We start from the raw sequence: 25,315 nt of genomic DNA on the forward strand, positions 1-25,315 counted from the left end.
GCCTCTTTTAGGGGTTTTTTCGATAATTCTTCTGCTAACTTGCGGCAAATCACACAAATCGGGGGAATGTCTTCAATGGCTGCCAAAAACCATCCGCGACGGGAAAAGCTGATCGAAAGCGCAAAGAAGATCGCTGCTGCAGCCAAAGAGCAGTATCTCGATCCGGAAATCCTCTTCGGCCGGGCGAGCGGAGACGACCTCGATCACTACACACCGGAGATGCTGGCGCTTTCGGCCGTTCATTCTGCTAAGGAGCTCGCTGGCTGGGACGGCAAGGTCCCGCGCGTTACGATCGAAACGCTGGCCGATGTCGAACCCGATGGCGTTGCGGTCTCGGTCCTGACGGTTACCGATCAGAATAAGCCGTTCCTCTACGAGTCGGTTATGAGCGAGATCACAAGCACCTATCGCGATCTCTATATGGCGGTGCATCCGATCCTGGTGGTGGAGCATGGCAAGACGCCGGTACTTTATTCAGCCGAAGAGCCGAGCGATCCGGCAAAACGTGTCAGCCATATCCAGATTCACATTTCGCCGTTGACTACGGCGCAATCCGGCGACCTTCGAAAGCGCATCATGATCGTGCTGGAGCAGGTCCGCCAGGCTGTTTCCGACTGGAAGCCTATGCTTTCCAAGCTCGACACCGTGATTGCCGAATTGGGCAGCTACAGCGCCAGCCGCAAGAAGGCCGACCGGGACGAAGCACTGGCTTTCCTCACCTGGCTACGCGATGAAAACTTCACCTTCCTTGGCATGCGTGAATATGTCTATTCCAGCAACGGGAGCGAAGCGAAGGTCGAGCGTGACAAAGGCGCTGGCCTCGGCATTCTTTCCGATCCGGATGTCTTGGTGCTGCGCACCGGCAAGGATGCCGTAACGACAACGCCGGAAATCCTCGCCTTTCTCGATGGTCCGGATTTCCTGATCGTCACCAAGGCGAATGTGAAATCCGTCGTCCACCGCCGCGCCTATATGGATTATGTCGGCGTCAAGCGATTCGACAAGGACGGCAACGTCACCGGTGAATTGCGCATCGTCGGCCTCTTTACCTCTACGGCCTATACGTCTTCGGCTTCGGAAATTCCGCTCATCCGTTCCAAAGTTGCCAAAGTGACAGATCATTTCGGCTTCGATCCCATGAGCCATTCCGGCCGAATGTTGTACAACACGCTGGAATCTTATCCACGCGACGATCTTTTCCAGATCGACACGACGCTGCTCGCGAATTTCGCCGAACAGATCAATGACCTTGTGGAACGGCCGCGCGTCCGCGTTCTGCCGCGCATCGATCATTTCGACCGTTTTGTCTCGGTCATCGTCTATGTACCACGCGAGGAGTACGATTCCATCGTTCGCGAAAAGATCGGCAACTATCTGAAGACCGTCTATGACGGCCGGGTCTCTGCCTATTACCCGGCCTTCCCCGAAGGGCGGGTTGCGCGCGTACACTTCATCATCGGCCGGTCCGGCGGCAAAACGCCGCGCATCCCGCAATCGAAGCTCGAGGAAGCGATCCGCGCCATCACCGCCCGCTGGGACGATCGTTTCGAAGCGCTGGCTGGGCCGAAGGCGCCGAAGATCGTCGTCAGCAATGCCTTCCAGGATTCCTTCACCGCTGAAGAAACGGTTGCCGATCTCCCCGACATCACCGATTGCGCCTCTGGCGAGCCGATACGCATCGAGTTCTATTACCGCAATGATGCGGAACGCGGCCGGGTCTTCTCACTCAAGATTTTCCATGCTCGCGAGCAGCTTCCGCTCTCGCGCCGCGTGCCGCTTCTCGAAAATCTCGGTTTCAACGTGCTGAGCGAGCGGACCTTCGACATCGAAGTTTCAACCGCAGATGGCTCGGTCAACATCGTCGTACTGCACGATATGGAGCTTGAAGACCGCAGTGGCGCCGAAATTGACCTCAGCCGTCATGGTGGCGCGTTGGAAGAGGCCTTCATTTCTGCTTTCGACGGCACGATCGACAATGACAGTTTCAACCGGCTCATCCTTTCAGCCGGGCTTTCCGCACGCGAGACGAATGTCCTGCGGGCCTATGCGCGTTATCTTCGTCAGGCAGGTATCGCCTATTCGCAGGATTACATCGCAACGACCCTCGACAAATACCCAGAGATTGCCGCGTCGATCTTCCGCCTCTTTTATGAGGCGCTCGATCCGCAGCTTAGCGAGAAGGCGCGCATGAAAAAGAGCGCCGACCTGCATCGGTCGATTGAGACGGCGCTCGCCAATGTGCCGAGCCTTGACGATGACCGCATCCTGCGCCGATACATCAATGTCGTCGATGCGACGCTGCGGACCAACTACTTCCAGCGCAATGCCGATGGCTCGCCGAAGGCGATGCTTGCCTTCAAGCTCGATCCGAATCTCGTCGATGGCCTGCCGGACCCAAAGCCTTTCCGGGAAATCTTCGTCTATGGCGTCGAGGTCGAGGGCGTGCACCTGCGTTTCGGCAAGGTTGCCCGCGGCGGCCTGCGCTGGTCGGATCGCGCCGAGGACTATCGAACGGAAGTCCTGGGCCTCGTAAAGGCGCAGCAGGTGAAGAACGCCGTTATCGTTCCAGTCGGCGCCAAGGGCGGCTTTTATCCGAAGAAACTGCCAGCTGGCGGCAGCCGCGACGAGATCTTCAATGCCGGCCGCGAAGCCTACAAGACCTATATCCGCACCCTGCTTTCGATCACCGACAACATTTCAGGCACCGAAATCGTGCCTCCGGCAGATACGGTACGGCTCGACGGCGACGATCCCTATTTCGTCGTCGCCGCCGATAAGGGAACGGCAACCTTTTCCGACACCGCCAACGCACTGGCGCAGGAAGCTGGTTTCTGGCTCGACGACGCCTTTGCGTCAGGCGGCTCGGCCGGCTACGACCACAAGAAAATGGGCATCACTGCGCGTGGCGCCTGGGAAACTGTAAAGCGTCATTTCCGCGAGATGGATATCGACATCCAGACGACACCGTTTACGGTGGCCGGTGTCGGCGACATGTCCGGCGACGTTTTCGGCAACGGCATGCTGCTTTCTCCAAAGATCAAGCTGGTTTCCGCCTTCGACCACCGTGACATCTTCATCGATCCCGATCCGGACATGGAAAAGACGCTCGCCGAACGGCAGCGACTCTTTAACCTGCCGCGTTCAAGTTGGCAGGACTTCGACAAGTCGGTTCTTTCGAAAGGCGCGATGATCATTTCCCGCGCGGCGAAATCGGTCACGCTGACCCCGGAAGCGGTTGCCGCAATCGGCATCGACAAAGCGGTGGCAACCCCCTTCGAGGTCATAACAGCAATCCTGAAGAGCCCGGTAGATCTTCTCTGGTTCGGCGGCATCGGCACCTATGTGAAGGCGCAGACGGAAACCGATACGGAAGTGGGCGATCGTTCCAACGATCCGATCCGCATCACGGCTGATGAAGTGCGGGCGAAGGTGATCGGGGAGGGCGCCAACCTCGGCGTCACGCAAAAAGGCCGCATCACTTATGGGCTTAAAGGCGGACGGAGCAATTCCGATGCGATTGACAATTCAGCCGGCGTCAACACCTCGGACGTCGAGGTAAACATCAAGATCGCGCTCGCCAACGCGATGCATGACGGGCGGCTCACACGCACAAAACGCGATCAACTGCTGTCCTCGATGACGGACGAAGTTGCGGCACTCGTTCTGCGCAACAACTATCTGCAATCGCTGGCGATCTCGCTGACCGAACGCAAGGGAACCGCTAACGGCCTTGAGCTCGCGCGCTTCATGAGCGTGCTGGAAGGCGCCAAGCAGCTCAACCGGAAGGTGGAAACGCTTCCCGATGAGGCGACGCTTGCCGAGCGCTATGCTGCCGGCAGGCCGCTCACGCGGCCGGAAATCGGCGTGTTGCTCTCTTACGCCAAGATCGTGCTTTTCGATGCCGTTGCCGCAAGCGACCTCCCGGACGATCCTTATTTTGCGTCGACCCTTTCAAACTACTTCCCGGCTAAGATGCAGAAAACCAATGCCTCCGACATCGCAACTCATCGGCTGAAGCGCGAAATCATCGCGACGGTGCTTGCCAACGAGGCAATCAATCGTGGCGGTCCCGGCTTTGTGGTGAGCATGATGGATGCGACAGCGGCGTCAGCGCCGGAAGTCGTCCGTGCCGCGATCATCGCCCGCGATGGCTTCGACCTGACCAGGCTTTGGACCGAGACCGATGCGCTGGACGGTAACATTTCCGGACAGATGCAGAACCGTGTCTATGAAGAGATCGGCCATAGCTTCACCGTTTTGACTCGCTTGCTCCTGAAGACCGGCATGGCAAAAGGCGGCATAGCAGAAACCATTAGTCGGCTTCAGACTGCGTTGAAGAAACTAAAGCCCTCCTTCGCTGCGCAGGCTCCCGCGGAGTTCGAGGCGCGTGCCATGGAGTATCGCGAAGCCGGGCTGCCAGAAAGATTGGCCGACGTCATTGCCGGCCTGCCGGGCTTTGTGCTGGTGCCGGAGATCATGCAGATCGCCGAACGCACAGGCGAGGCGCTCGGACGTGCCGCGGAAAGTTATTTTGCCGTATCGCAGACCTTCCGCGTCGGGAGGCTGCTTGCAGCCGGCGCCCGCATTCTCACGTCGGATCACTACGAAAGCCTGGCCTTGGCGCGCAGCATCGACCAAATTGCCAGTGCCCGCCGCGATATCGTCATCTCGGCGCTGTCGGAGCATGGCAAGGAAAAGCTGCCGGTTCAGGCCTGGCATGGAGTCGATCGCATCAGGATCAACCGCATCGCCGAAGAGCTGTCAAACCTCAGCGACAGCGGCGATCCAACTCTTGCACGAATCACAGTGGCCGCAGGTCTTTTAACCGATCTTGCACGCGACCGGGCGAGGTGACACAGTCCGCCGCGAATGCGGGAGTGTAGGCGTGAGCAGAATAGACTGGACCGGAACGGGAACGCCGGCGCCGCAGAAGGCGTCGGAAAAGGGCATCTGGAGCTGGATGCTTTTCGATTGGGCCGCGCAACCGTTTTTCACGGTCGTGACCACGTTCATCTTCGGGCCCTACTTCGTCTCACGCCTGACGGACGATCCGGTTTCGGCACAAGCGATGTGGAGCAATACCGCGACGATCTCTTCGGTGATCATAGCCCTGCTCTCCCCGATCCTCGGCTCCATCGCCGATCAGTCCGGCGCCCGCAAACCATGGATAGCTTTTTTCGCTATCATCAAGGTTGTCAGCCTCTTCGGCCTTTGGTTCGCCGCGCCCGGTTCGCCGCTTGTCTATCCGGTAATCTTGATGATTTTCGCCTCGATCGCCGCGGAATTCTCGATCGTCTTCAACGATTCCATGATGCCGCGCCTTGTGGGCAAGGAGGAGGTCGGCAGGCTGTCCAATACGGCCTGGGGGCTTGGCTATCTCGGCGGCATGATCGTGCTCATCACTGTTGTGACGCTTCTTGCGGGAAACCTGGAAACGGGGAAGACGCTGTTGGGGCTCGACCCGTTGTTCGGGCTTGATCCTCATATCGGTGAGGACGCGCGTATTACAGGGCCGATTTCCGCGGTCTGGTATCTCATCTTCATCATTCCGATGTTTCTCTTCACACCCGATGCGGCGAAGGGATTGCCGCTCGCTGCTGCCGTCCGTTCCGGCCTCAGGCAGGTCGCAAACACAATCAGCGAGTTGAAGATCCGAAGAGGCATCCTGAAATTCCTGATTGCCCGCATGATCTATCAAGACGGAGTCAACGGGTTGCTGATCCTAGGCGGCGCCTTCGCCGCCGGCATGTTTGGATGGGCGACGATCGAAATCGGACTTTATGGGATCATCCTCAATGTCGTCGCGATATTCGGCTGCGTCATCGCCGGGCGCGTTGATCACCGGATCGGATCAAAAGCAACGATCCTGATCAGCCTGACGCTGCTTTTGCTCGCCACCCTCGGGATCATTTCGACGGGGCCTGGATATACGCTTTTCGGCCTGCTGCCGATGTCAACGGCCGACACCGGAGGGCTTTTCGGCACAGCGGCGGAAAAGGCCTATATTCTTTACGGGCTGTTGATCGGCCTCGCCTTTGGTCCCGTCCAGGCTTCGTCGCGCTCTTATCTGGCGCGCAGCGTCAGCCCGCAGGAGGCAGGGCGCTATTTTGGCATCTATGCGCTATCCGGCCGCGCCACGAGTTTCATGGCGACGCTCTTCTTCTCGCTGATAACCTATGCCAGCGGATCAGCGCGTCTCGGCATGGCAACGCTGATTCTTTTTCTCGCAGGCGGACTGATCCTGCTGATCGCGACCCCTTATCCGGCGGACAGGAAGCAAGACTGAAATGAACGCCGGACGCCGGCTAAGCGCCTAACGTTCTGTCCGCTCAATGGCGGAAATGGCGCATGCCGGTGAATACCATGGCGACGTCGTGCTCGTTGGCAGCGTCGATAACCTCTTGGTCGCGCATCGAACCACCCGGCTGGATGACTGCCGTCGCACCCGCTGCAATCATCGACAGGAGACCATCGGCGAACGGCAGGAAGGCTTCCGAAGCAACCGCAGAGCCGCGTGTCATCGCAGTAGGCAAACCCAGCGCCTTGGCGGCTTCCTCGGCTTTCAGGGCAGCGATACGGGCGGAATCAACACGGCTCATCTGGCCGGCGCCAATGCCGGCCGTCTGGCCATCCTTGGCGTAAACGACGGCATTTGATTTCACGTGCTTGCCGACCTTGAAGGCAAACTTCATGTCTTCCAGTTCCTGTTGCGTCGGCGCGCGCTTGGTCACGACCTTCAGCTCCAGATCCTCGATCATGCCGTTGTCACGGCTTTGGACCAGCAGGCCGCCGGAGACTGTTTTCGCCGTCAGGCCAGCGGCACGCGGATCGGGCAGATCGCCGGCACAAAGCAGGCGCAGATTCGGCTTCCTCGCAACGATCGCCTTGGCTTCTTCGGTTACATCCGGAGCGATGATCACTTCGGTGAAGAGCTTGATGATCTCTTCGGCGGTCTCCGCATCGAGCGTGCTGTTGAACGCAATGATGCCGCCGAACGCAGAAACGGAATCGCAGGCGAGCGCCCGTTTGTAGGCTTCGACAAGTCTTGGCCCCGTGGCAACGCCACAAGGATTGGCGTGCTTGATGATGGCGCAGGCGGGCGCCTTTTCAGGCAGGAATTCAGCGACGAGTTCGTAGGCCGCATCGGTGTCGTTGATGTTGTTATAGGAGAGCTGCTTGCCCTGCAGCAGCATCGCCGTCGAAACACCCGGTCGCTTTTCCCCGGTAACGTAGAAAGCCGCCTTCTGATGTGGATTTTCACCATAGCGCATCTCTTCCTTCAAAACGCCGCCGATCACCCGATGGCGCGGCGTATCGATGGAAAGCGCTTCAGCGAACCAGTTTGAGATCATCGCGTCATAGGCAGCGGTGCGGGCATACGCCTTGGCTGCCATACGCTGGCGGAACGCATAGCTCGTCTGACCTGCATCGGCCGAAAGCTGTTCGAGCAGTTCCGGGTAATCTGCAGGGTCGGTCAGGATCGTAACGTAAGCATGGTTCTTCGCAGAGGCACGGATCATTGCCGGACCACCGATATCTATATTCTCGACCGTCGTGGGGTAATCACCACCGGCGGCACGCACATCTTCGAATGGATAGAGGTTAATGACGGCAAGATCGATACCTTCGATACCATGCGCCTTCATGGCCTCCTGATGCGCGCTATCATCACGGATTGCCAAAAGACCGCCGTGGACCGTCGGATGCAGCGTCTTCACCCGGCCATCCATGATTTCCGGAAAACCGGTGACTTGGGAAACGTCGGTGACAGCCAAACCCGCGGCTGTGATGGCCCTGTGCGTCCCGCCTGTCGAAAGCAGGCGGACGCCCTTTTCGGAAAGCACGCGGGCAAGCTCGACAATACCCGCCTTATCGGAGACGGAGAGTAGCGCGGTCTTGACCTTGACCTTATCAGGGGCGGGGATTTTCTTGGAAGTGACGGCCATGAACCTTCTCCGTTCGGGCTTCGGGAGACATCCGGCAAGGGACGTACAGGATAATGGCGCCGCGTTAGCACGAGCTATGCCGCTTCGCAAACGGCGACTAGCTCTTGCGGGACAAAAACCAGCGAATTTCCGGCTTCTCGGCAAAAACGAAGTCGATCTCGATCTGGTCAGAACCGCAGATGCCGGAGGCGTCAGCAAAAAAGATATCTTCAGTGATCAGAACTTCGTTCCCCGGCGACGAAAAGAGCCAACTTTCGCCATCCGGCGCTGTCAGCAACACGGACTCGCGATCGCTCTGCTTCACATTTATGGCCGGATGGATATGGAAGCGCGCGGCAGCACGAAGAGGCTCGTCAATGACGCGCTCGCCCTGCGGCACCAGCCGATCACGGCCAGTGACGATGGAGCCTGCAGCATTCAGAGTCAGTTCGCGCTCATGGAGCATGCCGAAATTTTTCAGATAGCCGTCGTGACTGACCTTGATGCCGTCGCGTCCGTCGTCGGTTTCAGCGCGCTCGACGCTAACGGTCTTCACCGAATCCGTCATGACATAACCGAGAAATTCCGAAGCCGAGAAGCGGCTGGATGAGGTGTCGTTCAGTGTCACGGTCGAATGCGTCGCAGTCGTGCGCGCCATCTGCACATAGCGGCGACCAGCGAATTTCGGTGAGCCGGAGTTGACGATAAAGCGATGACGACCCGAGGACATTTCGAAGGAAAGGCAGCCTGCATGCGCCGTGCGCGACAGGGGGCCTGCTGCGGGAGGACCGGTATCGGCGATCAAAATGGTATTTCCCGCCGCAAGACGTTGATAGCGCGAATGCGGCATCGCCTTGAACGGTGGGCCGGCCGTTTCGTCATAGCGCAGAACCGACATCAGCTCGTTGGCAAGCGTCGATGTCGCGCCGTTAAAGAGCGCGAGGTCGCCATTGTGGTGGCGGAAGAAGCGCAGCGCCGGATACATGCGATCGATGCCTGAAATCAGCTTCTGCGGCAGATCGTGACCGAGGTTCACATAGGTCTGCCGGAGCGGTAGGAGATCGAGAAGCAATTCCAGGCCTGTGCGGGGATTGCGGGAGATATGCCCGCCGTCCGGTAGAATCTGGCTATCGAATTCATTATCCAGCGCCTGGGCGGCCTTGCGCAACACACCTTGTCGCGCTGGCATTGCAATCGAAGCCATGGCGAGGGCGATCCGCAGGCGGAAAAGACCTTCCCCCGCCGGCGCGAAAGCCGCCATACGGCGCAGGTAGCGAACCTGAAACGCCAGAGACTTCATGAAACGACGGTAAAAGCCGCGATCAGCATTCTGCAGCACGACCGGCGAATGCGAGAGCCAGGCAATCACTCGCTGTGAAGTGACATCGATTTCCCAGGCAATGCCTTCCATGCGGCCAGCGTGCAACGAGAGCCAGCTATCGACGATCGCCCGGGCAACCGCGCAAGCTTGATCGCTTTTGTAGGCACGCATATGGCGAAGCCAGCCGAAGCCATGCAAACGGCTGGCAAAAGCGCGTGAGGGAAGCGTAAAGCCGAAGGGTGACTTGCCGTTTGTCTCCAGCAGGCGGCCTGCCAGAGCGAAGCGGCCGTTCATGATCTCCTCGGCGATATGAGAATCGATGGCGCGAAGATCAGTCGGCGCGACGATAAGCCTCTCGGGCACTTGGATTGTATGGCGCAAAAGGCGAAGGCGCAGGGATGCGATGCGCCGCGACATGCGGCGCCAAGCCTCCCGAACATACAAACTCGAAAACCGCCGGCCGGACTGCATATTCTATTGTCTATTGACCCTCATGATTAAGAATAGGTGAATGAGAGCCGGTTTCAGCGGAAAGACTGCATTAATTGTGACAGAAACGAAATCTAGGGAAGGTCCATGCAATCAGGCAAGACGCCGCAGCACTGCAGCGTAAAAACCGTCAAGACCTGAAGCGACCGTTGCGGGCATGCGCAGCATGGCGGGGGTCGTCCGGAATTCGCCAAGCGGACTGATCGCCATTTCCAAACCGGGCCATAGAGCAGCGTCGATCCGGACGCGCTCGACATTCGCTGTGTCCGCCAAGATGCGGCTGACGACATCCTCGCCTTCGACTGGATCCAGCGAGCAATTTGAAAAGACGAGAGTACCGCCAGGCTTCAGGAGCGTCAGCGCATGGCGAAGCAGGCGTTCTTGCACGCCAGCAAGCTTTGCGATGTCCTCCGGCCCCTTCGTCCAGAGGACATCCGGATGACGGCGCGTGGTGCCCGTCGAGGAGCAGGGCGCGTCGAGCAGGATGGCATCAAACGGCTCGCCCGGCTGGTATTTCACAAGATCCGTCGCGAGCGTTTCTGCCTTGAGGGCAAGGCGGTCGAGATTGGAGCGTAGGCGCTTCAATCGGCTTTCAGATTGATCAATCGCAGTGACGCTACCTCCGGCGAGAATGAGCTGTGCGGTCTTGCCGCCCGGTGCGGCGCAAAGATCGACGACGCGTTTGCCAGACAGGTCGCCAAGGAGCTTGGCCGGAATGCTTGCCGCGGCATCCTGCACCCACCATTCGCCTTGATCGAAACCTTCAAGGGAGGGGATAGTGCCATCAAAGGCTGCGAGACGCACGCCACCGGTCGGCAGGACTTCCCCATTCAATCTTGCTGCCCAGCCTGCCGCATCCGACTTCACGGTGAGATCGATTGCCGCCGGCTCGAGCTGAGATTCGGCGATCGCCGCGGCGGCCTCTTTCCCGTAAGCCTTTTCAAGACGGTCGATAAACCAAGCCGGCATCGGCGAAATCTTCGCGACGTCTTCGAGGACCTTCTCCTTCTCGCGGCCAAGTCGTCGCAAGATCGCATTCACCAGTTTTGCGAAGCGGCGATTGCGAGGATCCTGATTTGCCTGCTCGACGGCAAGATCGACCGCCGAATGGTCGGGGACGTCGAGATAAAGGATCTGCGCCGCCCCAACCGCAAGCACATGATGAAGTGCGCGCGCGCCTTCGGGCAACGGCGAGTCTAATAGAGAAGCAATCGCCGCATCGATGCGGGGCAGGTGACGGAGCGCACTGTTGAGAATAGCGCGAACCAGTGCGCGATCGCTCTCCCTGAGTGCCTTGTATGCGGGATTTCCGTGTTCGTGATCCAATGCACCATCTAGCGGCAGTTTGCGGTCAATCACGGCAGCGAGAATCTTCGCTGCGGCCGCACGCGCCTCTAGGCCCGGCTTGACCGCCAGGCGTTCTAAAGGCGGTTTCTTTTTGTTGAATGGCTTGTTTCTGCCGTCTGAATTCAAGACCAGGGACCTTTTGGCGGTTGGGAACCACCGCGGCCAATACCCGTATTCGGAACCGAGCGCGATCTGCGCGACGGATTACCAGTACGAACCGTCGCCGTCGAGCCATTCATACCGTTTGCTGCCATTTCCTGAAGTGCTGCAATACGGTTTTCCGTATTCGGGTGCGTCGAAAACAGGTTGTCCATACGCTCCCCGGAGAGGGGATTAATGATGAACATATGCGCTGTCGCAGGATTGCGCTCGGCATCATAATTCGGGATATGCGCCGCGCCACGGGCAATCTTGCCGAGCGCGGAAGCGAGCCATAGGGGGTTGCCGCAGATTTCGGCGCCGCGCCGGTCGGCAGAATATTCGCGCGTCCGGCTGATCGCCATCTGCACAAGCATAGCGGCGAGCGGCGCTACGATCATCGCCAGAAGCACGCCGACGAAACCGAACGGGTTATTGTTGTTCTCGCGATTGCCGCCGAAAAAGAAGGCGAAGTTACCGAGCATCGAGATTGCGCCGGCAAGCGTTGCCGTGATCGTCATCGTCAGCGTGTCGCGGTTCTGGATATGCGCCAGTTCATGCGCCATCACAGCCGCCACTTCTTCCGGCGAGAGCGCGCTGAGCAGCCCCGTCGAGGCCGCCACGGCGGCATTCTCCGGATTGCGGCCCGTGGCAAAGGCATTCGGCTGCGGATTGTCGTAGAGATAGACTTTCGGCATGGGCAGCCCGGCATTTTGCGCAAGATCGCGAACGATGCGGAAGAATTCCGGCGCGTTGCGCTCATCGACCTCCCGCGCCCGGTAGGCCGAAAGCACCATCCGGTCCGAATTCCAGTAGGAAAAGAAATTCATACCCGCAGCGATCAGGAAGGCGATCATCATGCCGCCGCGGCCACCGATCAGGAATCCGACGAACATGAACAGAGCCGTCATGAAGGCAAGCAACATGGCAGTGCGAACGAGGTTCATCGAGGTCTCCATCTCCCATTTGCGGCAAAAGGGTTTCAATCAAGGCGCCGGCGCACTATGATTTGGTTATTCGTCAGCCATTTTCAATATTTCCGGCGGGAGACGCTATTGCAGCCAGCCGACAACGACAATGTAGATAGCACTGTGGCAGAAGGAGCAGAACTGCCGCGCAAGGTTCTGTCTCCCGCTGCCAAACGCGCGCTTGCCGAAGCCGAGGAACGACGCAGGAACCAGAAACCCCTGGAACTGCCACCGGAGATCGGTGGACGGGGAGGAGCCGAGCCAGCGCGCTTCGGCGATTACGAAATCAACGGCCGTGCGATCGATTTTTAAGGAAATATTCCTTTTCTTCTCGACCTTTGAAGTCCTCGCGATTCGCCGGGGCTGTCTGTCGACGCACTGCAAGACTTGACGGCGGGTTCACCCCGTGTGCGGTTGATGAAGAGCGACAACTATTTTGGCCTGATTGCCGCCAATGCGGTTCGTTCAGATGAGAACCCGGCCGAAGATATGCTGTTGGAAGGCGCCCGTGAATACGAGGGCGCGCGGAGCTGCGCGCCCGTCTGTGCCAGCACGATTGACAAGCGGCTCCCGGGTTTCCGGGAGCCGCTCTGATTTCACGCGGTTACCTTGTTCTGCCTGTTGGCAATGAGGTCATCAACGACCGCCGGATCGGCAAGCGTGGACGTATCTCCGAGCGCGCCGAAATCGTCCTCGGCAATCTTGCGCAGAATACGGCGCATGATCTTGCCGGAACGGGTCTTCGGCAAGCTGGGCGCAAACTGGATCTTGTCCGGAGATGCGATCGGGCCAATTTCTGAGCGAACATGCTTCACCAACTGTTGGCGCAACTCATCGGATCCTTCGTTTCCGGCCATCAGCGTGACGTAGCAATAGATGCCCTGTCCCTTGATCGAATGCGGGTAGCCAACGACCGCGGCTTCCGAAACCAGATTATGCGAGACGAGCGCGGACTCCACCTCGGCCGTGCCGAGGCGGTGGCCGGATACGTTCAGCACATCGTCGACACGACCGGTGATCCAGTAGTAGCCGTCTTCATCGCGGCGGCAGCCGTCGCCGGTAAAATACTTGCCCTTGTAGGCGGAAAAGTATGTCTGGATGAAGCGCTCATGGTCGCCATAGACCGTGCGCATCTGCCCGGGCCAGCTGTCGGTAATGCACAGGTTGCCGTCGGCAGTGCCTTCCAGCACCTTGCCGTCATTGTCGACCAGCTGCGGCTTCACACCGAAGAATGGGACGGTCGCTGAACCCGGCTTCAGGTCGATCGCACCAGGCAGCGGCGTGATCAGGATGCCGCCGGTCTCTGTTTGCCACCAGGTATCGACGATCGGGCAACGGCCATCGCCGACGACATTGTAATACCACTCCCAAGCTTCCGGGTTGATCGGCTCGCCGACCGTCCCGAGCAGGCGCAAGGACGAGCGGGACGAGCGGGTGACAAAATCGTCGCCGGCGCCCATCAACGAACGGATCGCTGTCGGAGCAGTATAAAAGATGTTGACCTTGTGCTTGTCGATGACCTCCCAGAAGCGGCCCTGGTCGGGAAAGTTCGGCACGCCTTCGAACATCAGCGTCGTCGCGCAATTCGCAAGCGGACCGTAGACGATGTAGGAATGGCCGGTCACCCAGCCGACATCGGCCGTGCACCAATAGATATCGCCATGGTGATAGTCGAAGACGTATTCATGGGTCATCGACGCATAGACAAGATATCCGCCCGTCGTGTGCAAGACGCCCTTCGGCTTGCCGGTGGAGCCAGAGGTATAGAGGATGAACAGTGGATCCTCCGCTTTCATCTTCACAGGTGGGCACTCGGCTTTCACCGTCGCCGCTTCCTGGTGGTACCAAAGATCGCGGCCGGGAGCCCAGCCGGTCTTGCCGCCGGTCCGGCGCACGACGAGGACCTTGCCCACCGTCACATGCTGGCGGGCCGCGATGTGGATCGCGGTATCGGCATTGTCCTTCAGAGGCACCGGCTTGCCGCCGCGCACGCCCTCGTCGCACGTGATGATGAACGTCGAACCACAGTCGACGATACGGCCGGCAAGCGCTTCCGGCGAGAACCCGCCGAAGACGACGGAATGCACGGCGCCGATGCGGGCACAGGCGAGCATGGCATAGGCCGCTTCGGGTATCATCGGCATATAGATGGTGACGCGGTCACCTTTCTTGACGCCATGCTTCTTCAACACGTTCGCCATGCGGCAGACATGCTCGTAGAGCTCGTTATAGGTGATCTTCTTGTCGATATAGGGATTGTCGCCTTCGAAGATGATGGCGACCTGGTTGCCGTGCGTTTTCAGGTGGCGGTCGATGCAGTTGTGGGAAACGTTCGTCTGACCGTCTTCGAACCACTTGATCGAGACCTTCCCGGTAAAGGACGTGTTCTTGACCTTCGTATAGGGCTTGAACCAGTCAATCCGCTTGCCGTGCTTGCCCCAGAATTTGTCCGGGTTCTCGATGCTATCCTCGTACCATTTCTCATACTTGGCCTTATCGATCAGGGCATGGCTCTTCACCAGTTTCGTAACCGGATGGATCTTTTCCGACATGTGGTTCCTCCTCAACACAGGCACCGGCTAACTGCGCAAGGCGATCACCGGAACTCGATTTAGGCATTCATAGCAGGTCAAAAGCACCCGGCAATTAGACAAAGGTCATTTCATTCCTGATCAATTGCAATTCTGCGTCACTCCAGTTATATAGCGCCATATTTCCCGGATATTATGGTGATATCCACGGACCGCGACACCGGCGCGGACGACAGAAGGACTATATCCATGGCTCAACAATTGCTCATGCCGAAGGCGACCGCCATCTGGCTCGTCGACAATACGGCGCTGTCTTTCGATCAGATCGCCCAGTTCTGCAAGCTGCATCCCCTCGAGGTGAAAGCAATTGCCGACGGCGAGGCAGCGCAGGGCATCAAGGGCCTGGACCCGATCTCGACCGGCCAGCTTTCACGCGATGAAATTGCCCGCGCCGAAGCTAATCCGAACCACAAGTTGAAACTCTCGGAGCCGAAGGTTCGCGTTCCCGAATCCAAGCGCCGTGGTCCGCGTTACACGCCTGTTTCCAAGCGCCAGGACCGTCCGAATGCCATTCTCTGGCTCGTTCGCAATCACCCGGAGCTGAAGGATGCTCAGATTTCACGCCTCGTCGGCACGACGAAATCGACGATCGAGCAGATTCGTGAACGCACGCATTGGAACTCGGCCAACCTGACGCCGATGGATCCGGTCACGCTCGGCCTCTGCAGCCAGATCGACCTCGATATGGAAGTGGAAAAGGCATCCAGGGGCCGGCCACTGCCGACCGCCGCCGAACTCGGCGCCACGCTGCAGTCCGCCCAGGAAACTGAGCGCATGAGCCCGAATTTCGAACGCGAAGAAGAACGCGAAATCGACGCCGATGCCGTCTTTGCCAAGCTCAAGTCTCTGAAGTCCTCCCCCAAGGACAAGGATGAAGACGAAGACGATCGCTTCTGACCTGTTTGCATAAACGTGAAAAGACCCGCCGGATCTGAACTGACCCCATTAAGTTGGACGGTTTAAAGGCAAGGCAGATTTAAGGGCTGGGTTCTGTATTGTACAGGACTCAGCCCTTTGAGTTTCATTTTGATCCTGTCGTGATTGTAGTAGTGGATATAGTCGGTGATGGCGGACTGCAGGCTTTGAATGCTGGCGAATTTGGTCGGGTAGAACAGCTCTGATTTCAGCACCGCGAAGAAGCTTTCCATTGCCGCGTTGTCGAGGCAGTTGCCTTTGCGTGACATGCTTTGGATGACGTCGTGTTTTTCAAGCGTGCGCTGATAGGCGGTCATCTGATAGTGCCATCCCTGATCGGAATGCAGGATCGGCTTTTCGCCGCTCCCCAGCCGGTCCAGCGCCTTACTGAGCATGGTTTCCACGAGTTTGAAGACGGGACGGCGGGCTGTCTCGAAGGCGATGATCTCGCCATTGAAGAGGTCCATGACCGGTGAGAGATAGAGCTTTTCGCCCGCAACGTTGAACTCGGTCACATCCGTCACCCATTTCTGGTTTGCATCCTCAGCCGTGAACTTGCGCTGGATGAGATCGGGAGCGGTGCGGCCGGTAGCGCCCTTGTAGGACCGATACTTCTTCGGCCGCACCAGCGATTTCAAACCCATTTGCCCCATCAGCCGCTGAACTGTCTTGTGATTGACGCGCCGTCCCAGTCGGCAGATGGCAGCCGTGATGCGGCGATAGCCATAGCGCCCCTTGTGAAGGGCGAAGATGGCTTTGATGCTGTCTTTGAGCGCGGCATGGCGGGCGGCCAGCGATGCTGCCGTTTGCTGGTAGTAGAACGTGCTGCGGGCCAGGCCTGCCAATTGCAGCAGACCGGCAAACGAATGGAGCGGCCTTAACGCGTGAACGGCTTGCGCTTTTTGAGCCGCTGTTGTTCCTGCGTTAAGGCCTCCAGTTTTTTTAGGAAAGCGTTCTCCATGCGCAGATAGGCCAGTTCCGAAAGCAACTCCTCGCGGCTCTTCGTGTCATCGCTCGCCAAGGCTTGCGGTTCATCGTGGGCAGGCGGTTTGGGCATCAATCGGGGCCTTCCTCTGCACCGCGGGGCCAACGCCTCTATCCCGCCGCGCTCGTAACACGTCTCCCAATCGACAAGGCTACTCTTGTTGCGGATGTTGAAAATCGCAGCCGCCTGCCGATAGGAAAGCCCATCGTCCCACATCCGCTGCAATACCGAAAGCTTGAAAGACGCGTCAAAGGAGCTGTATTTCTTTACCAACCCTGACACGCCATGCGCCGCATGAGCCGCAGCCCATTTGCGCACCGTCGAATGATCAACGTCAAACCGAGCCGCTACTGCGCGTGCCCCTTCCGTGCCGCTCTCATAAGCGGCGATGACGGACTGCTTGAACGCTAAGCTGTACTTGGACATGCAAAACCCCCGAAGGTCGGTGTCCAACTTTCGGGGGTCAGTTCAATCGCTCCGGCGGGTCTTTTGTTTTCCGCTGTTGCCGCGTTTAGCTGCGGAAGAGCGACAGGATGTTCTGAGATGCCGAGTTCGCAATCGACAGAGATTGGATTGCAAGCTGCTGCTGCGTCTGAAGAGCGGTCAGCTTGGACGATTCTTCTTCCATGTCGGCGTCGACGAGGCGGCCGATGCCGGAGTCGATCGAGTCGCTCAAAGTCGAGACGAAATCCTCCTGCAGTTGGATGCGAGTGGAGATCGAACCGAGCTGTGCACCGGCGCTGGTCATCGCCTTCAGAGCGGATTCGACAGCCGTCAGCGCCAGACCGACGTCCTCTGTGGTGAAATTGGTGATGTCCATCTTATAGACGGAGCCGATCGTACCGTTCGAGGTGCCGATAATACCCGTGGACGTTTCGATCAGGCCTCCGCTCATGCCGAACAGGACGTTGCCGACCGAGGTGTCATCGAGGATATATTCGGTCTGCTTGACGGATACAGCGTTCGAACCATCGCGAACGAAGGTCGAAACGACGCTCTTCGTACCCTCGCCGGCGACCCAGTTTTCACCGGAGAAGGAAGCAGACTGAGCGATGCTCAGCAGCTGAGCCTGAAGCTGGGAAATCTCCTCCTGAACCTTGGCCTTGTCGACGCCCTTTTCGGTTGCGGCAACCAGCTTGGCCTTGATTTCGGAAACAATATCGATGGCGCTGTCCATCGCGGCATAGGCAGTGTCGACCTTGGCGGCACCGAGGCCGAGAGCGTCGGAAACGGCCGAAAGCGCCTTGTTGTCGGAACGCATGGTCGTTGCGATCGACCAGTAAGCGGCATTGTCAGCCGCCTTGCCGACGCGCAGGCCGGACGAAACGTGGTCCTGGGTTTCCTTGAGGCTTTGGTTTACACCGCGAAGGGTCTGCAGTGCCGCCATTGCGGCAGTGTTCGTTAGAATGCTTGACATCGCTTTTTGTCCAATTCGCTTGGGTGAAAGGGCATTCCGGCCGAAGCCGAGAGCGGCGGTGCTTCATGCTCACCTGCAACAGGTGTCCGTGCGCCGAACCTAGCGAAAACATGGTTAACAACTCGTCAACGCTGGTTACTTCTCGTCAACGAACCTTACCGAATAGGTAATCTCCTACATTGGAAGCGAGCCAAAACCCTTGCTGCGCAAGGCATCCGCGATTTCATGCAGAATAGCCGGATCGTCGATGGTCGCCGGCATTTTCCATGGTTCGCTGTCGGCGATCTTCTGCATCGTGCCACGCAGGATCTTGCCCGAACGGGTCTTCGGCAGACGTTCGACGACAATCGCCGTCTTGAATGCGGCCACCGGACCGATCTGGTCGCGAATCAGTTTAACGACCTCTGCTTCGATCGTCGCCTTCGCCCTGGTGACGTTCTTCTTGAGCACAAGGAAGCCGCAAGGCACCTGCCCCTTGAGCGGATCTGCAATACCGACGACGGCGCACTCCGCAACATCCGGATGCTTTGCGCAGACCTCTTCCATTGCTCCTGTCGAGAGCCTGTGGCCAGCACAATTGATGATGTCGTCCGTGCGCGACATGATGAACAGATAGCCGTCGTCATCCAAATAACCGGCGTCCGCTGTCTTGTAGTATCCCGGGAATTCCTCGAGATATGCCGAGCGAAAACGCTCATCCGCCTTCCAGAGTGTCGGCAGACAACCCGGCGGCAAGGGCAGCTTGGCGACGATGTTGCCGAGCGTGCCGGGTGGCACCTGATGTCCTGCGTCGTCGAGAACCTGGATCTCATAACCAGGCACCGGCACGGATGCTGATCCGTGCTTTACTGGAAGCCCGCCGAGACCGAGTGGATTTGCAGCGACCGGCCAGCCGGTTTCCGTTTGCCACCAATGATCGACGACGGGAACCTTAAGCATCTTTTCCGCCCATTTGAGAGTTTCGGGATCGGCTCGCTCACCCGCAAGAAAAAGAGCCCGGAAATGCGGGTTCGAATAGCGGCGCACGAACTCGCCATCGGCATCTTCCCGGCGAATTGCGCGGAATGCTGTCGGAGCGGTAAAGAGAACACGCACATCGTATTCGCAAATCACGCGCCAGAACGCGCCGGCGTCGGGTGTGCCGACGGGTTTGCCCTCAAAGATTACAGTCGCCACACCCGCAAGCAACGGCGCATAGACGATATAGGAATGACCGACCACCCAGCCGATATCGGAGGCTGCCCAGAAAACTTCGCCGGGTTTCATTGCATAGATGTTCGCCATCGACCAGTGCAGCGCGACCATGTGCCCGCCATTGTCACGGACGACGCCTTTCGGCTGACCGGTGGTGCCGGATGTGTAAAGGATATAGAGCGGATCGATCGCTTTGACGGCTACGCAAGGAATGCTCCTGCCATGGTGAAGCGCTACGGTCTCTTGGAAAGCATGATCACGCCCAGGCACAAGTTCGGCCGTCAGTTGCGGCCTTTGCAGAACGAGGCAATGTGCGGGCTTTGATTTCGCCGCATCGATGGCCTGATCGACAAGCGGCTTGTAAGCCACGACACGGCCGGGCTCCAATCCGCAGCTGGCAGTGACCACGAGCTTTGCGCCTGAATCATCGATGCGGGCCGCAAGTTCGTTGGCAGCGAACCCCCCAAAAACCACTGAGTGGATGGCGCCGATGCGAGCGCAGGCAAGCATGGAGAAAATGGCTTCAGGCACCATAGGCATGTAGATGATGACACGATCGCCTTTGCCGATGCCGAACGCTTGAAAGGTCGCCGCGATTGCCTGCACTTCGCCAAGCGCTTCCTCGTAACTAAAACGTGCCTTGGCGCCACTCATGGCACTGTCGAAGATGATGGCTGTTTCGGTGCCGCGGCCTGCCAACACATGACGGTCCAGGCAATTGTAACAGGTGTTGGTCTCACCGTCTGCGAACCAGCGGCCGTAAACGCCCTTTGACGGCGAGAAGACCTGCTGCGGCTCCTTGAACCAGGTGATCGCTCTTGAAGCATCGCGCCAGAATGCGTCCGGATCGCTCTTCCAGCTCGCATAGACCTGTCGATAGCTGCTTTGCATTTGCTCCTCCCCAGGACATACGCGCCGTCTGGCGAGTTTAGGCGAGGGGAGGCTGGACCGGAAGCCCGACAAAAGCAGAAGACTAACGCGCGCCGAAAATAGCGGATCCGACGCGCACGCTCGTCGCACCGAAGGCCACGGCGGTTTCGTAGTCCCCCGACATGCCCATTGAGAGTTTTTCGACACCGCATTTTCCTGCGATCTTAGCCAGCAGGGCAAAATGCGGACCGGGATTTTCCTCGGCTGGGGGAATGCACATCAGGCCCTCGATCGAAAGGCCGAGCTCATTCCGGCAAAAATCGACGAATGCGGGTGTATCGGCGGGCGCAATACCGGCCTTTTGCGGTTCTAAACCGCTATTCACCTGGACATAGAGCCGAACGGTCTTACCTTGCCTTTTCATTTCCCCGGCGATCGCGCGGGCAATCTTTTCCCGGTCGACGGTTTCTATGACATCAAAGAGCGCAACGGCATCCGCTGCCTTATTCGATTGCAGCGGTCCGATAAGGTGCAGCTCGATGCCGGGCGTCTCGGTCTTGAGTTCCGGCCATTTGCCTTGACTTTCCTGAACGCGGTTCTCGCCGAAAAAGCGCTGACCAGCCGCAATCGCGGGGCGGATGGCCTCCGCATCGAAGGTCTTCGACACGGCAACGAGTTGAACCGATCCGGCAGGACGCTGAGACTGACGCTCTGCTGCCGAAATGCGCGTGCGAACATCGTTCAACCGCTCTTGAAGTTCCATTATCTTATCCCGACATGTCCGCAAAAGGAGGATGGCATGCACTAACCGCGCCTGACATTCTTGCCAAGGCCCTGTCTACCAAAAAGCAGTTCACCGCGAGGGAGGGGCGCTTGCAGTACCTGCAAAACTTGACGCTACAGCGGTTTCATGGTGAAGGTCACCACCAACCTCCCCTGATTTTCCGGAAATTCGAATACCATGGCTACCGAACGTTATAATCCGCGCGATGCCGAGCCCCGCTGGCAGCAAAAATGGAACGAGGCGAAGGTCTTTGAGACCGACAACGCCGATCCGCGCGAAAAATACTATGTACTTGAAATGTTTCCCTATCCGTCGGGCCGAATTCACATGGGCCATGTGCGCAACTACGCGATGGGTGACGTCGTGGCCCGTTACAAGCGGGCCCGCGGTTTCAATGTCCTGCACCCGATGGGCTGGGATGCCTTCGGGATGCCGGCGGAAAACGCCGCCATGGAGCGCGGCGTCCATCCGGCGTCGTGGACCTACCAGAATATCGACTCGATGAAATCGCAGTTGAAGGCCATGGGGCTTTCGCTCGATTGGAGCCGGGAGTTTGCCACCTGCGACGTGGAATACTACCAGCATCAGCAGCATCTTTTCCTGGACTTCCTGGAGAAAGGCCTGGTCTACCGGAAGCAGTCGAAAGTCAATTGGGACCCGGTCGACAATACCGTTCTTGCCAATGAACAGGTTATCGACGGCCGCGGCTGGCGTTCGGGTGCTCTGGTCGAGCAGCGGGAACTCACACAGTGGTTCTTCAAGATAACTGACTTCAGCCAGGATCTGCTTGACGCTCTGGATACACTCGACCAGTGGCCGGAGAAAGTTCGTCTGATGCAGAAGAACTGGATCGGCCGCTCCGAGGGTCTGATGATCCGCTGGGAAATCGTGCCGCAGACGGCGCCTGCCGGCGAAACCGAGGTGACGGTTTATACCACACGTCCCGACACGCTGTTTGGCGCCTCCTTCCTTGCGATCGCAGCCGATCACCCCCTGGCAAAGGATGCTGCCGCGTCAAATCCAGCTATCGAAGCCTTCTGCGAAGAGTGCCGCCGGGCCGGCACCTCGCTGGCAGCCCTTGAGACGGCCGAGAAGAAGGGCATGGATACCGGTATCCGGGTCAAGCATCCGCTTGATTCATCGTGGGAACTTCCGGTCTATATCGCCAATTTCGTACTGATGGACTATGGCACGGGCGCTATTTTCGGTTGCCCGTCCGGCGACCAGCGAGACCTCGATTTCGCGCGCAAATATGGTTTGCCAGTTGTTCCGGTGGTCATGCCGAAGGACGGCGATGCCACAGCCTTCACGATCGGTGACACCGCCTACGACGGCGACGGCGTGATGATCAACTCCCGCTTCCTTGACGGCAAACCGACGGACGAAGCCTTCAGCATCGTTGCCGACCACCTGGCGGCAACGATGCTCGGCAATGTGCCGCAGGGCGAACGCAAGGTGAATTTCCGCCTGCGCGACTGGGGCATTTCGCGCCAGCGCTATTGGGGCTGCCCGATCCCGGTTGTCCATTGCGATGCCTGCGGTGTCGTGCCGGTGCCGAAGACGGACCTGCCCGTCAAGCTGCCCGCGGACGTAACCTTCGATCAGCCGGGCAATCCGCTCGACCGCCACCCGACCTGGCGGCATGTCGCCTGCCCAACCTGCGGCAACAACGCCCGGCGCGAAACGGACACGATGGACACCTTCGTCGATTCGAGTTGGTACTTCACGCGCTTTACGGCACCTTGGGAAGGTGTCCCCACCGATCCGGCTGTCGCAAACCGTTGGCTTCCCGTCGATCAGTATATCGGCGGCATCGAACACGCCATTCTGCATCTGCTCTATTCGCGTTTCTTCACGCGTGCGATGCGCGAGACGGGTCATGTTGACGTTAAGGAGCCATTCAAGGGCCTCTTCACCCAGGGCATGGTCGTCCATGAGACATACAGCCGCGGTTCGGGCATGAGCCGCGACTGGGTGGCGCCTGCAGACATTCGTATCGAAGAGATCGAGGGCAAACGTCGCGCCTTCCTGCTGGAAGGGGGCGAGGAGGTCTCAATCGGATCGATCGAGAAAATGTCGAAATCCAAGAAGAACGTCGTCGATCCGGATGACATCATAGCTTCCTACGGCGCTGACACGGCGCGGTTCTTCGTTCTCTCGGATTCACCGCCCGAGCGTGATGTGATCTGGTCGGAAGCAGGTGTCGAAGGGGCACATCGCTTCACGCAGCGCCTCTGGCGCTTGATTTCCGAAGCATCCGAAGCCCTGGCTTCCATATCGCCGAATCCGGCTAAGGATGGAGATGCGCTTTCGATCTCCCAGTCAGCCCATAAAACCTTGAAGGCTGTCCAGAACGACTACGACAAGCTTTGGTTCAACAAGGCCGTCGCGCGCATCTATGAACTCGTGAATATTTTGTCTGGCCCGCTGGCGAAAGTAGCGGCAGGCGAGGGCGACGTCGCCTATTGCGCCGCTGTTCGTAACGCGGCGGAAATTCTCGTTCAGCTCGTGGCGCCCATGACGCCGCACCTGGCCGAAGAATGCTGGGCGGCGCTTGGCAACAGCGAGATGCTCGCCCGCACCCCTTGGCCCGTCTATGACGAAGCTCTGGTCGTGGAGAACGACGTCGTGTTGCCGGTCCAGATTAACGGCAAGAAACGCGCCGAATTGACAATTTCTAAAGACGCAGATCAGAATGCCGTGACACAGGCGGTCTTGAAACTCGACGCCGTCATCAATGCGATGAACGGTCAGGCGCCGAAGAAAATTATTGTGGTTCCGCAAAGGATTGTGAACATTGTCGTTTGATATCGCTCCCAGGCTCGCACGCGGCGCCGCAATCACCGTCGTCCTTGCGTTTGCAGCCTTGCTTTCCGCCTGCCAGGTTCGTCCCCTTTACTCGGAAACGTCAGGAGTTGCCGGCAAGCTCGCTTCCGTCGGCTTCTCGGACGCAACGACTCGTGTCGAACAAGAAGTTCGCAACCGACTGATCTTCCTTGCTACGCGCGGCGCCGGCGAGCCCGTCAAGCCGGCCTACGAGGTAGAGCTTCATGTGCGATCTGACGTCGTTGATGCACTTCTTGTCGAATCTTCCGACACGTCGCGCGCCGGTCGCGTGACCGTCAGCGTGGATTACACGCTGCAGGCGACGGCGGACGGCCAGGTCATCAAGTCGGGTAACCGCTACGCTACGGCGCTTGTCGATTTCCCAACCCAAGAGTTTGCCAAGCAGCGCGCAATCCGCGATGCCGAGAACCGCGCGGCACGCCAGGCTGCCGAACTTGTCGGCTTGGATATTGCCGGCGCGCTCGGTCGCTGAGGAAAAAGGGCGTGGCGGAAATTAAATCTCACGAATTTGAAGGCTTCCTTCAACGTTCGGTTTCCGCCTACCGCATCTTCGTCATCTACGGGCCGGATCGTGGCCTGGTTTCCGAACGGGCGGGGCAAATAGCCGGGAAAAGCAGCGTTGCTCTGGATGATCCTTTTTCGCTTATCAAACTCGACATCGGCGACCTACAGAAGGATCCCGGGCGCCTGCTGGATGAGGCGGGTACTATCGGACTTTTCGGAGGAGAAAAACTCCTTTGGGTACGGGGCGCGGCGAATGAAAAATATCTGGTCGACGCACTCGACCACCTTTCCCAAAAGCCGCTCGACGCAACGTCCATCATCGTGGAAGCCGGAGACCTGAAGAAGGGCTCTCTTCTTCGCAAGCTCGCCGAAGGCACGCGCAGCATCGTTGCGATCCCCTGCTATTCGGATGATGCACGCGCCTTGAATGGTTTGATCGACAGTGAGTTGGCATCAGAAGGCCTGCGCATCACGCCTGCCGCAAGGCAAGCTTTGATCGGACTCATCGGCGGTGATCGCATCGCTTCACGCAATGAGGTCAGAAAACTCGCCCTCTACTGCCGCGGCATGGAGACAATCGAGGAACATCATGTGACCGAGATCATCGGCGACGCCAGCGCCATTTCGGTCGACGAAGCCGTGGACGCCATTTTAAGCGGAAACACCGGCAATTTCCTGCATGCCATGCAGAAGATCACGACATCCAAGACAGCTGTCTTCCTCGTCATTCAAGCTTGCCTGAAACAGTTTCAGCTTCTGGACGCGATGCGCGCAGAAATGGATGAAAAGCGGCTTCAGGCAGCTCAGGTTATGCAGACCCATGGTCGCCATCTGCATTTCCGACGCAAACCGATTATCGAACAGGCGCTACGCACCTGGAATGCAGACGCCATCAGCCGTGAAACAAGCAGGCTGCAGTCGGCAATCCTGCAGACAAGAAGGCGTCAGAGCCTGGAGGACAGCATCGCGCTGCAAACATTGCTGTCCACAACGCTTCAAAGCGGGCGAAAAGGGTAAGGC

At 58.6% G+C, this 25,315-nt stretch carries 16 protein-coding genes; 7 read left to right on the forward strand and 9 right to left on the reverse strand.

Annotation, left to right across the window (positions count from 1 at the left end):
* The first annotated feature begins 75 nt into the window (after window positions 1-75).
* Window positions 76-4,854 carry an NAD-glutamate dehydrogenase gene (locus tag RGR602_RS19985; RefSeq protein ID WP_039846529.1) on the forward strand — a complete coding sequence of 1,593 codons (4,779 nt, stop codon included), beginning with the start codon at window positions 76-78 and terminating at the stop codon, window positions 4,852-4,854.
* Between the two features lie 31 nt (window positions 4,855-4,885).
* Window positions 4,886-6,286 (forward strand): MFS transporter, encoded by a 1,401-nt coding sequence (locus RGR602_RS19990; protein ID WP_039846530.1) that lies wholly within the window; start codon window positions 4,886-4,888, stop codon window positions 6,284-6,286.
* 43 nt (window positions 6,287-6,329) lie between these two features.
* Here the strand turns inward: RGR602_RS19990 and purH are convergent, their stop codons facing one another.
* The 4 genes from purH to htpX form a co-directional block, all read right to left on the reverse strand.
* The gene (gene purH / locus RGR602_RS19995) at window positions 6,330-7,946 is read right to left on the reverse strand and encodes a bifunctional phosphoribosylaminoimidazolecarboxamide formyltransferase/IMP cyclohydrolase (RefSeq protein WP_039846531.1); all 1,617 of its coding nucleotides are present in this window, start codon (window positions 7,944-7,946) and stop codon (window positions 6,330-6,332) included.
* Between the two features lie 97 nt (window positions 7,947-8,043).
* Window positions 8,044-9,717, reverse strand: coding sequence for a heparinase II/III family protein (locus RGR602_RS20000; RefSeq protein ID WP_039846532.1), 1,674 nt, complete (start codon window positions 9,715-9,717; stop codon window positions 8,044-8,046).
* Between the two features lie 111 nt (window positions 9,718-9,828).
* On the reverse strand, window positions 9,829-11,214 hold the full coding sequence (locus tag RGR602_RS20005) for an RsmB/NOP family class I SAM-dependent RNA methyltransferase (RefSeq protein ID WP_039846533.1): 1,386 nt from the start codon (window positions 11,212-11,214) through the stop codon (window positions 9,829-9,831).
* The gene (gene htpX / locus RGR602_RS20010) at window positions 11,205-12,167 is read right to left on the reverse strand and encodes a zinc metalloprotease HtpX (protein ID WP_039847052.1); all 963 of its coding nucleotides are present in this window, start codon (window positions 12,165-12,167) and stop codon (window positions 11,205-11,207) included. Before htpX ends, RGR602_RS20005 begins: the two co-directional genes overlap by 10 nt.
* Before the next feature lie 108 nt (window positions 12,168-12,275).
* Between htpX and RGR602_RS20015 the strand changes: the two genes are divergently transcribed.
* The gene (locus tag RGR602_RS20015; protein WP_039847053.1) at window positions 12,276-12,500 is read left to right on the forward strand and encodes a DUF1674 domain-containing protein; all 225 of its coding nucleotides are present in this window, start codon (window positions 12,276-12,278) and stop codon (window positions 12,498-12,500) included.
* Between the two features lie 284 nt (window positions 12,501-12,784).
* Here the strand turns inward: RGR602_RS20015 and acs are convergent, their stop codons facing one another.
* Window positions 12,785-14,740, reverse strand: a complete 1,956-nt coding sequence (gene acs / locus RGR602_RS20020; protein ID WP_039846534.1) for an acetate--CoA ligase — start codon at window positions 14,738-14,740, stop codon at window positions 12,785-12,787.
* 228 nt (window positions 14,741-14,968) lie between these two features.
* Here acs and RGR602_RS20025 point away from each other — a divergent pair, with 228 nt between their 5' ends.
* On the forward strand, window positions 14,969-15,676 hold the full coding sequence (locus RGR602_RS20025) for a DUF1013 domain-containing protein (RefSeq protein ID WP_039846535.1): 708 nt from the start codon (window positions 14,969-14,971) through the stop codon (window positions 15,674-15,676).
* Window positions 15,677-15,738: 62 nt separating this feature from the next.
* Here the strand turns inward: RGR602_RS20025 and RGR602_RS37365 are convergent.
* From RGR602_RS37365 to RGR602_RS20050, 4 genes are all read right to left on the reverse strand, one after another.
* Window positions 15,739-17,105, reverse strand: a protein-coding gene (locus RGR602_RS37365) for an IS3 family transposase (RefSeq protein WP_407692034.1) whose coding sequence is annotated in 2 segments (ribosomal slippage) — window positions 15,739-16,631 and window positions 16,631-17,105 — 1,368 coding nt in all. Because the reading frame shifts where the segments join, the coding sequence is not laid out codon by codon here.
* A gap of 85 nt (window positions 17,106-17,190) precedes the next feature.
* Entirely contained in the window at window positions 17,191-18,096 is a 906-nt protein-coding gene (locus RGR602_RS20040; protein ID WP_039846538.1) for a flagellin N-terminal helical domain-containing protein, read from the reverse strand.
* Between the two features lie 174 nt (window positions 18,097-18,270).
* Window positions 18,271-20,181 (reverse strand): propionyl-CoA synthetase, encoded by a 1,911-nt coding sequence (locus RGR602_RS20045; RefSeq protein WP_039846539.1) that lies wholly within the window; start codon window positions 20,179-20,181, stop codon window positions 18,271-18,273.
* 82 nt (window positions 20,182-20,263) lie between these two features.
* A complete protein-coding gene (locus RGR602_RS20050; RefSeq protein ID WP_039846540.1) occupies window positions 20,264-20,923 on the reverse strand; it encodes a YggS family pyridoxal phosphate-dependent enzyme in 660 nt (219 codons plus the stop codon).
* 198 nt (window positions 20,924-21,121) lie between these two features.
* Here RGR602_RS20050 and leuS point away from each other — a divergent pair, with 198 nt between their 5' ends.
* Genes leuS through holA form a run of 3 tightly spaced genes read left to right on the forward strand, consistent with a single transcriptional unit; the run spans window position 21,122 to window position 25,312 of the window.
* Entirely contained in the window at window positions 21,122-23,752 is a 2,631-nt protein-coding gene (leuS, locus tag RGR602_RS20055) for a leucine--tRNA ligase (protein ID WP_039846541.1), read from the forward strand.
* Entirely contained in the window at window positions 23,742-24,263 is a 522-nt protein-coding gene (lptE, locus tag RGR602_RS20060) for an LPS assembly lipoprotein LptE (RefSeq protein ID WP_039846542.1), read from the forward strand. The genes leuS and lptE overlap by 11 nt, the downstream gene beginning before the upstream one ends.
* An 11-nt stretch (window positions 24,264-24,274) precedes the next feature.
* Window positions 24,275-25,312 carry a DNA polymerase III subunit delta gene (gene holA, locus RGR602_RS20065; protein WP_039846543.1) on the forward strand — a complete coding sequence of 346 codons (1,038 nt, stop codon included), beginning with the start codon at window positions 24,275-24,277 and terminating at the stop codon, window positions 25,310-25,312.
* Window positions 25,313-25,315: the final 3 nt, after the last annotated feature.

This window comes from Rhizobium gallicum bv. gallicum R602sp (genome assembly GCF_000816845.1).
Taxonomy (GTDB): Bacteria; Pseudomonadota; Alphaproteobacteria; order Rhizobiales; family Rhizobiaceae; genus Rhizobium; species Rhizobium gallicum.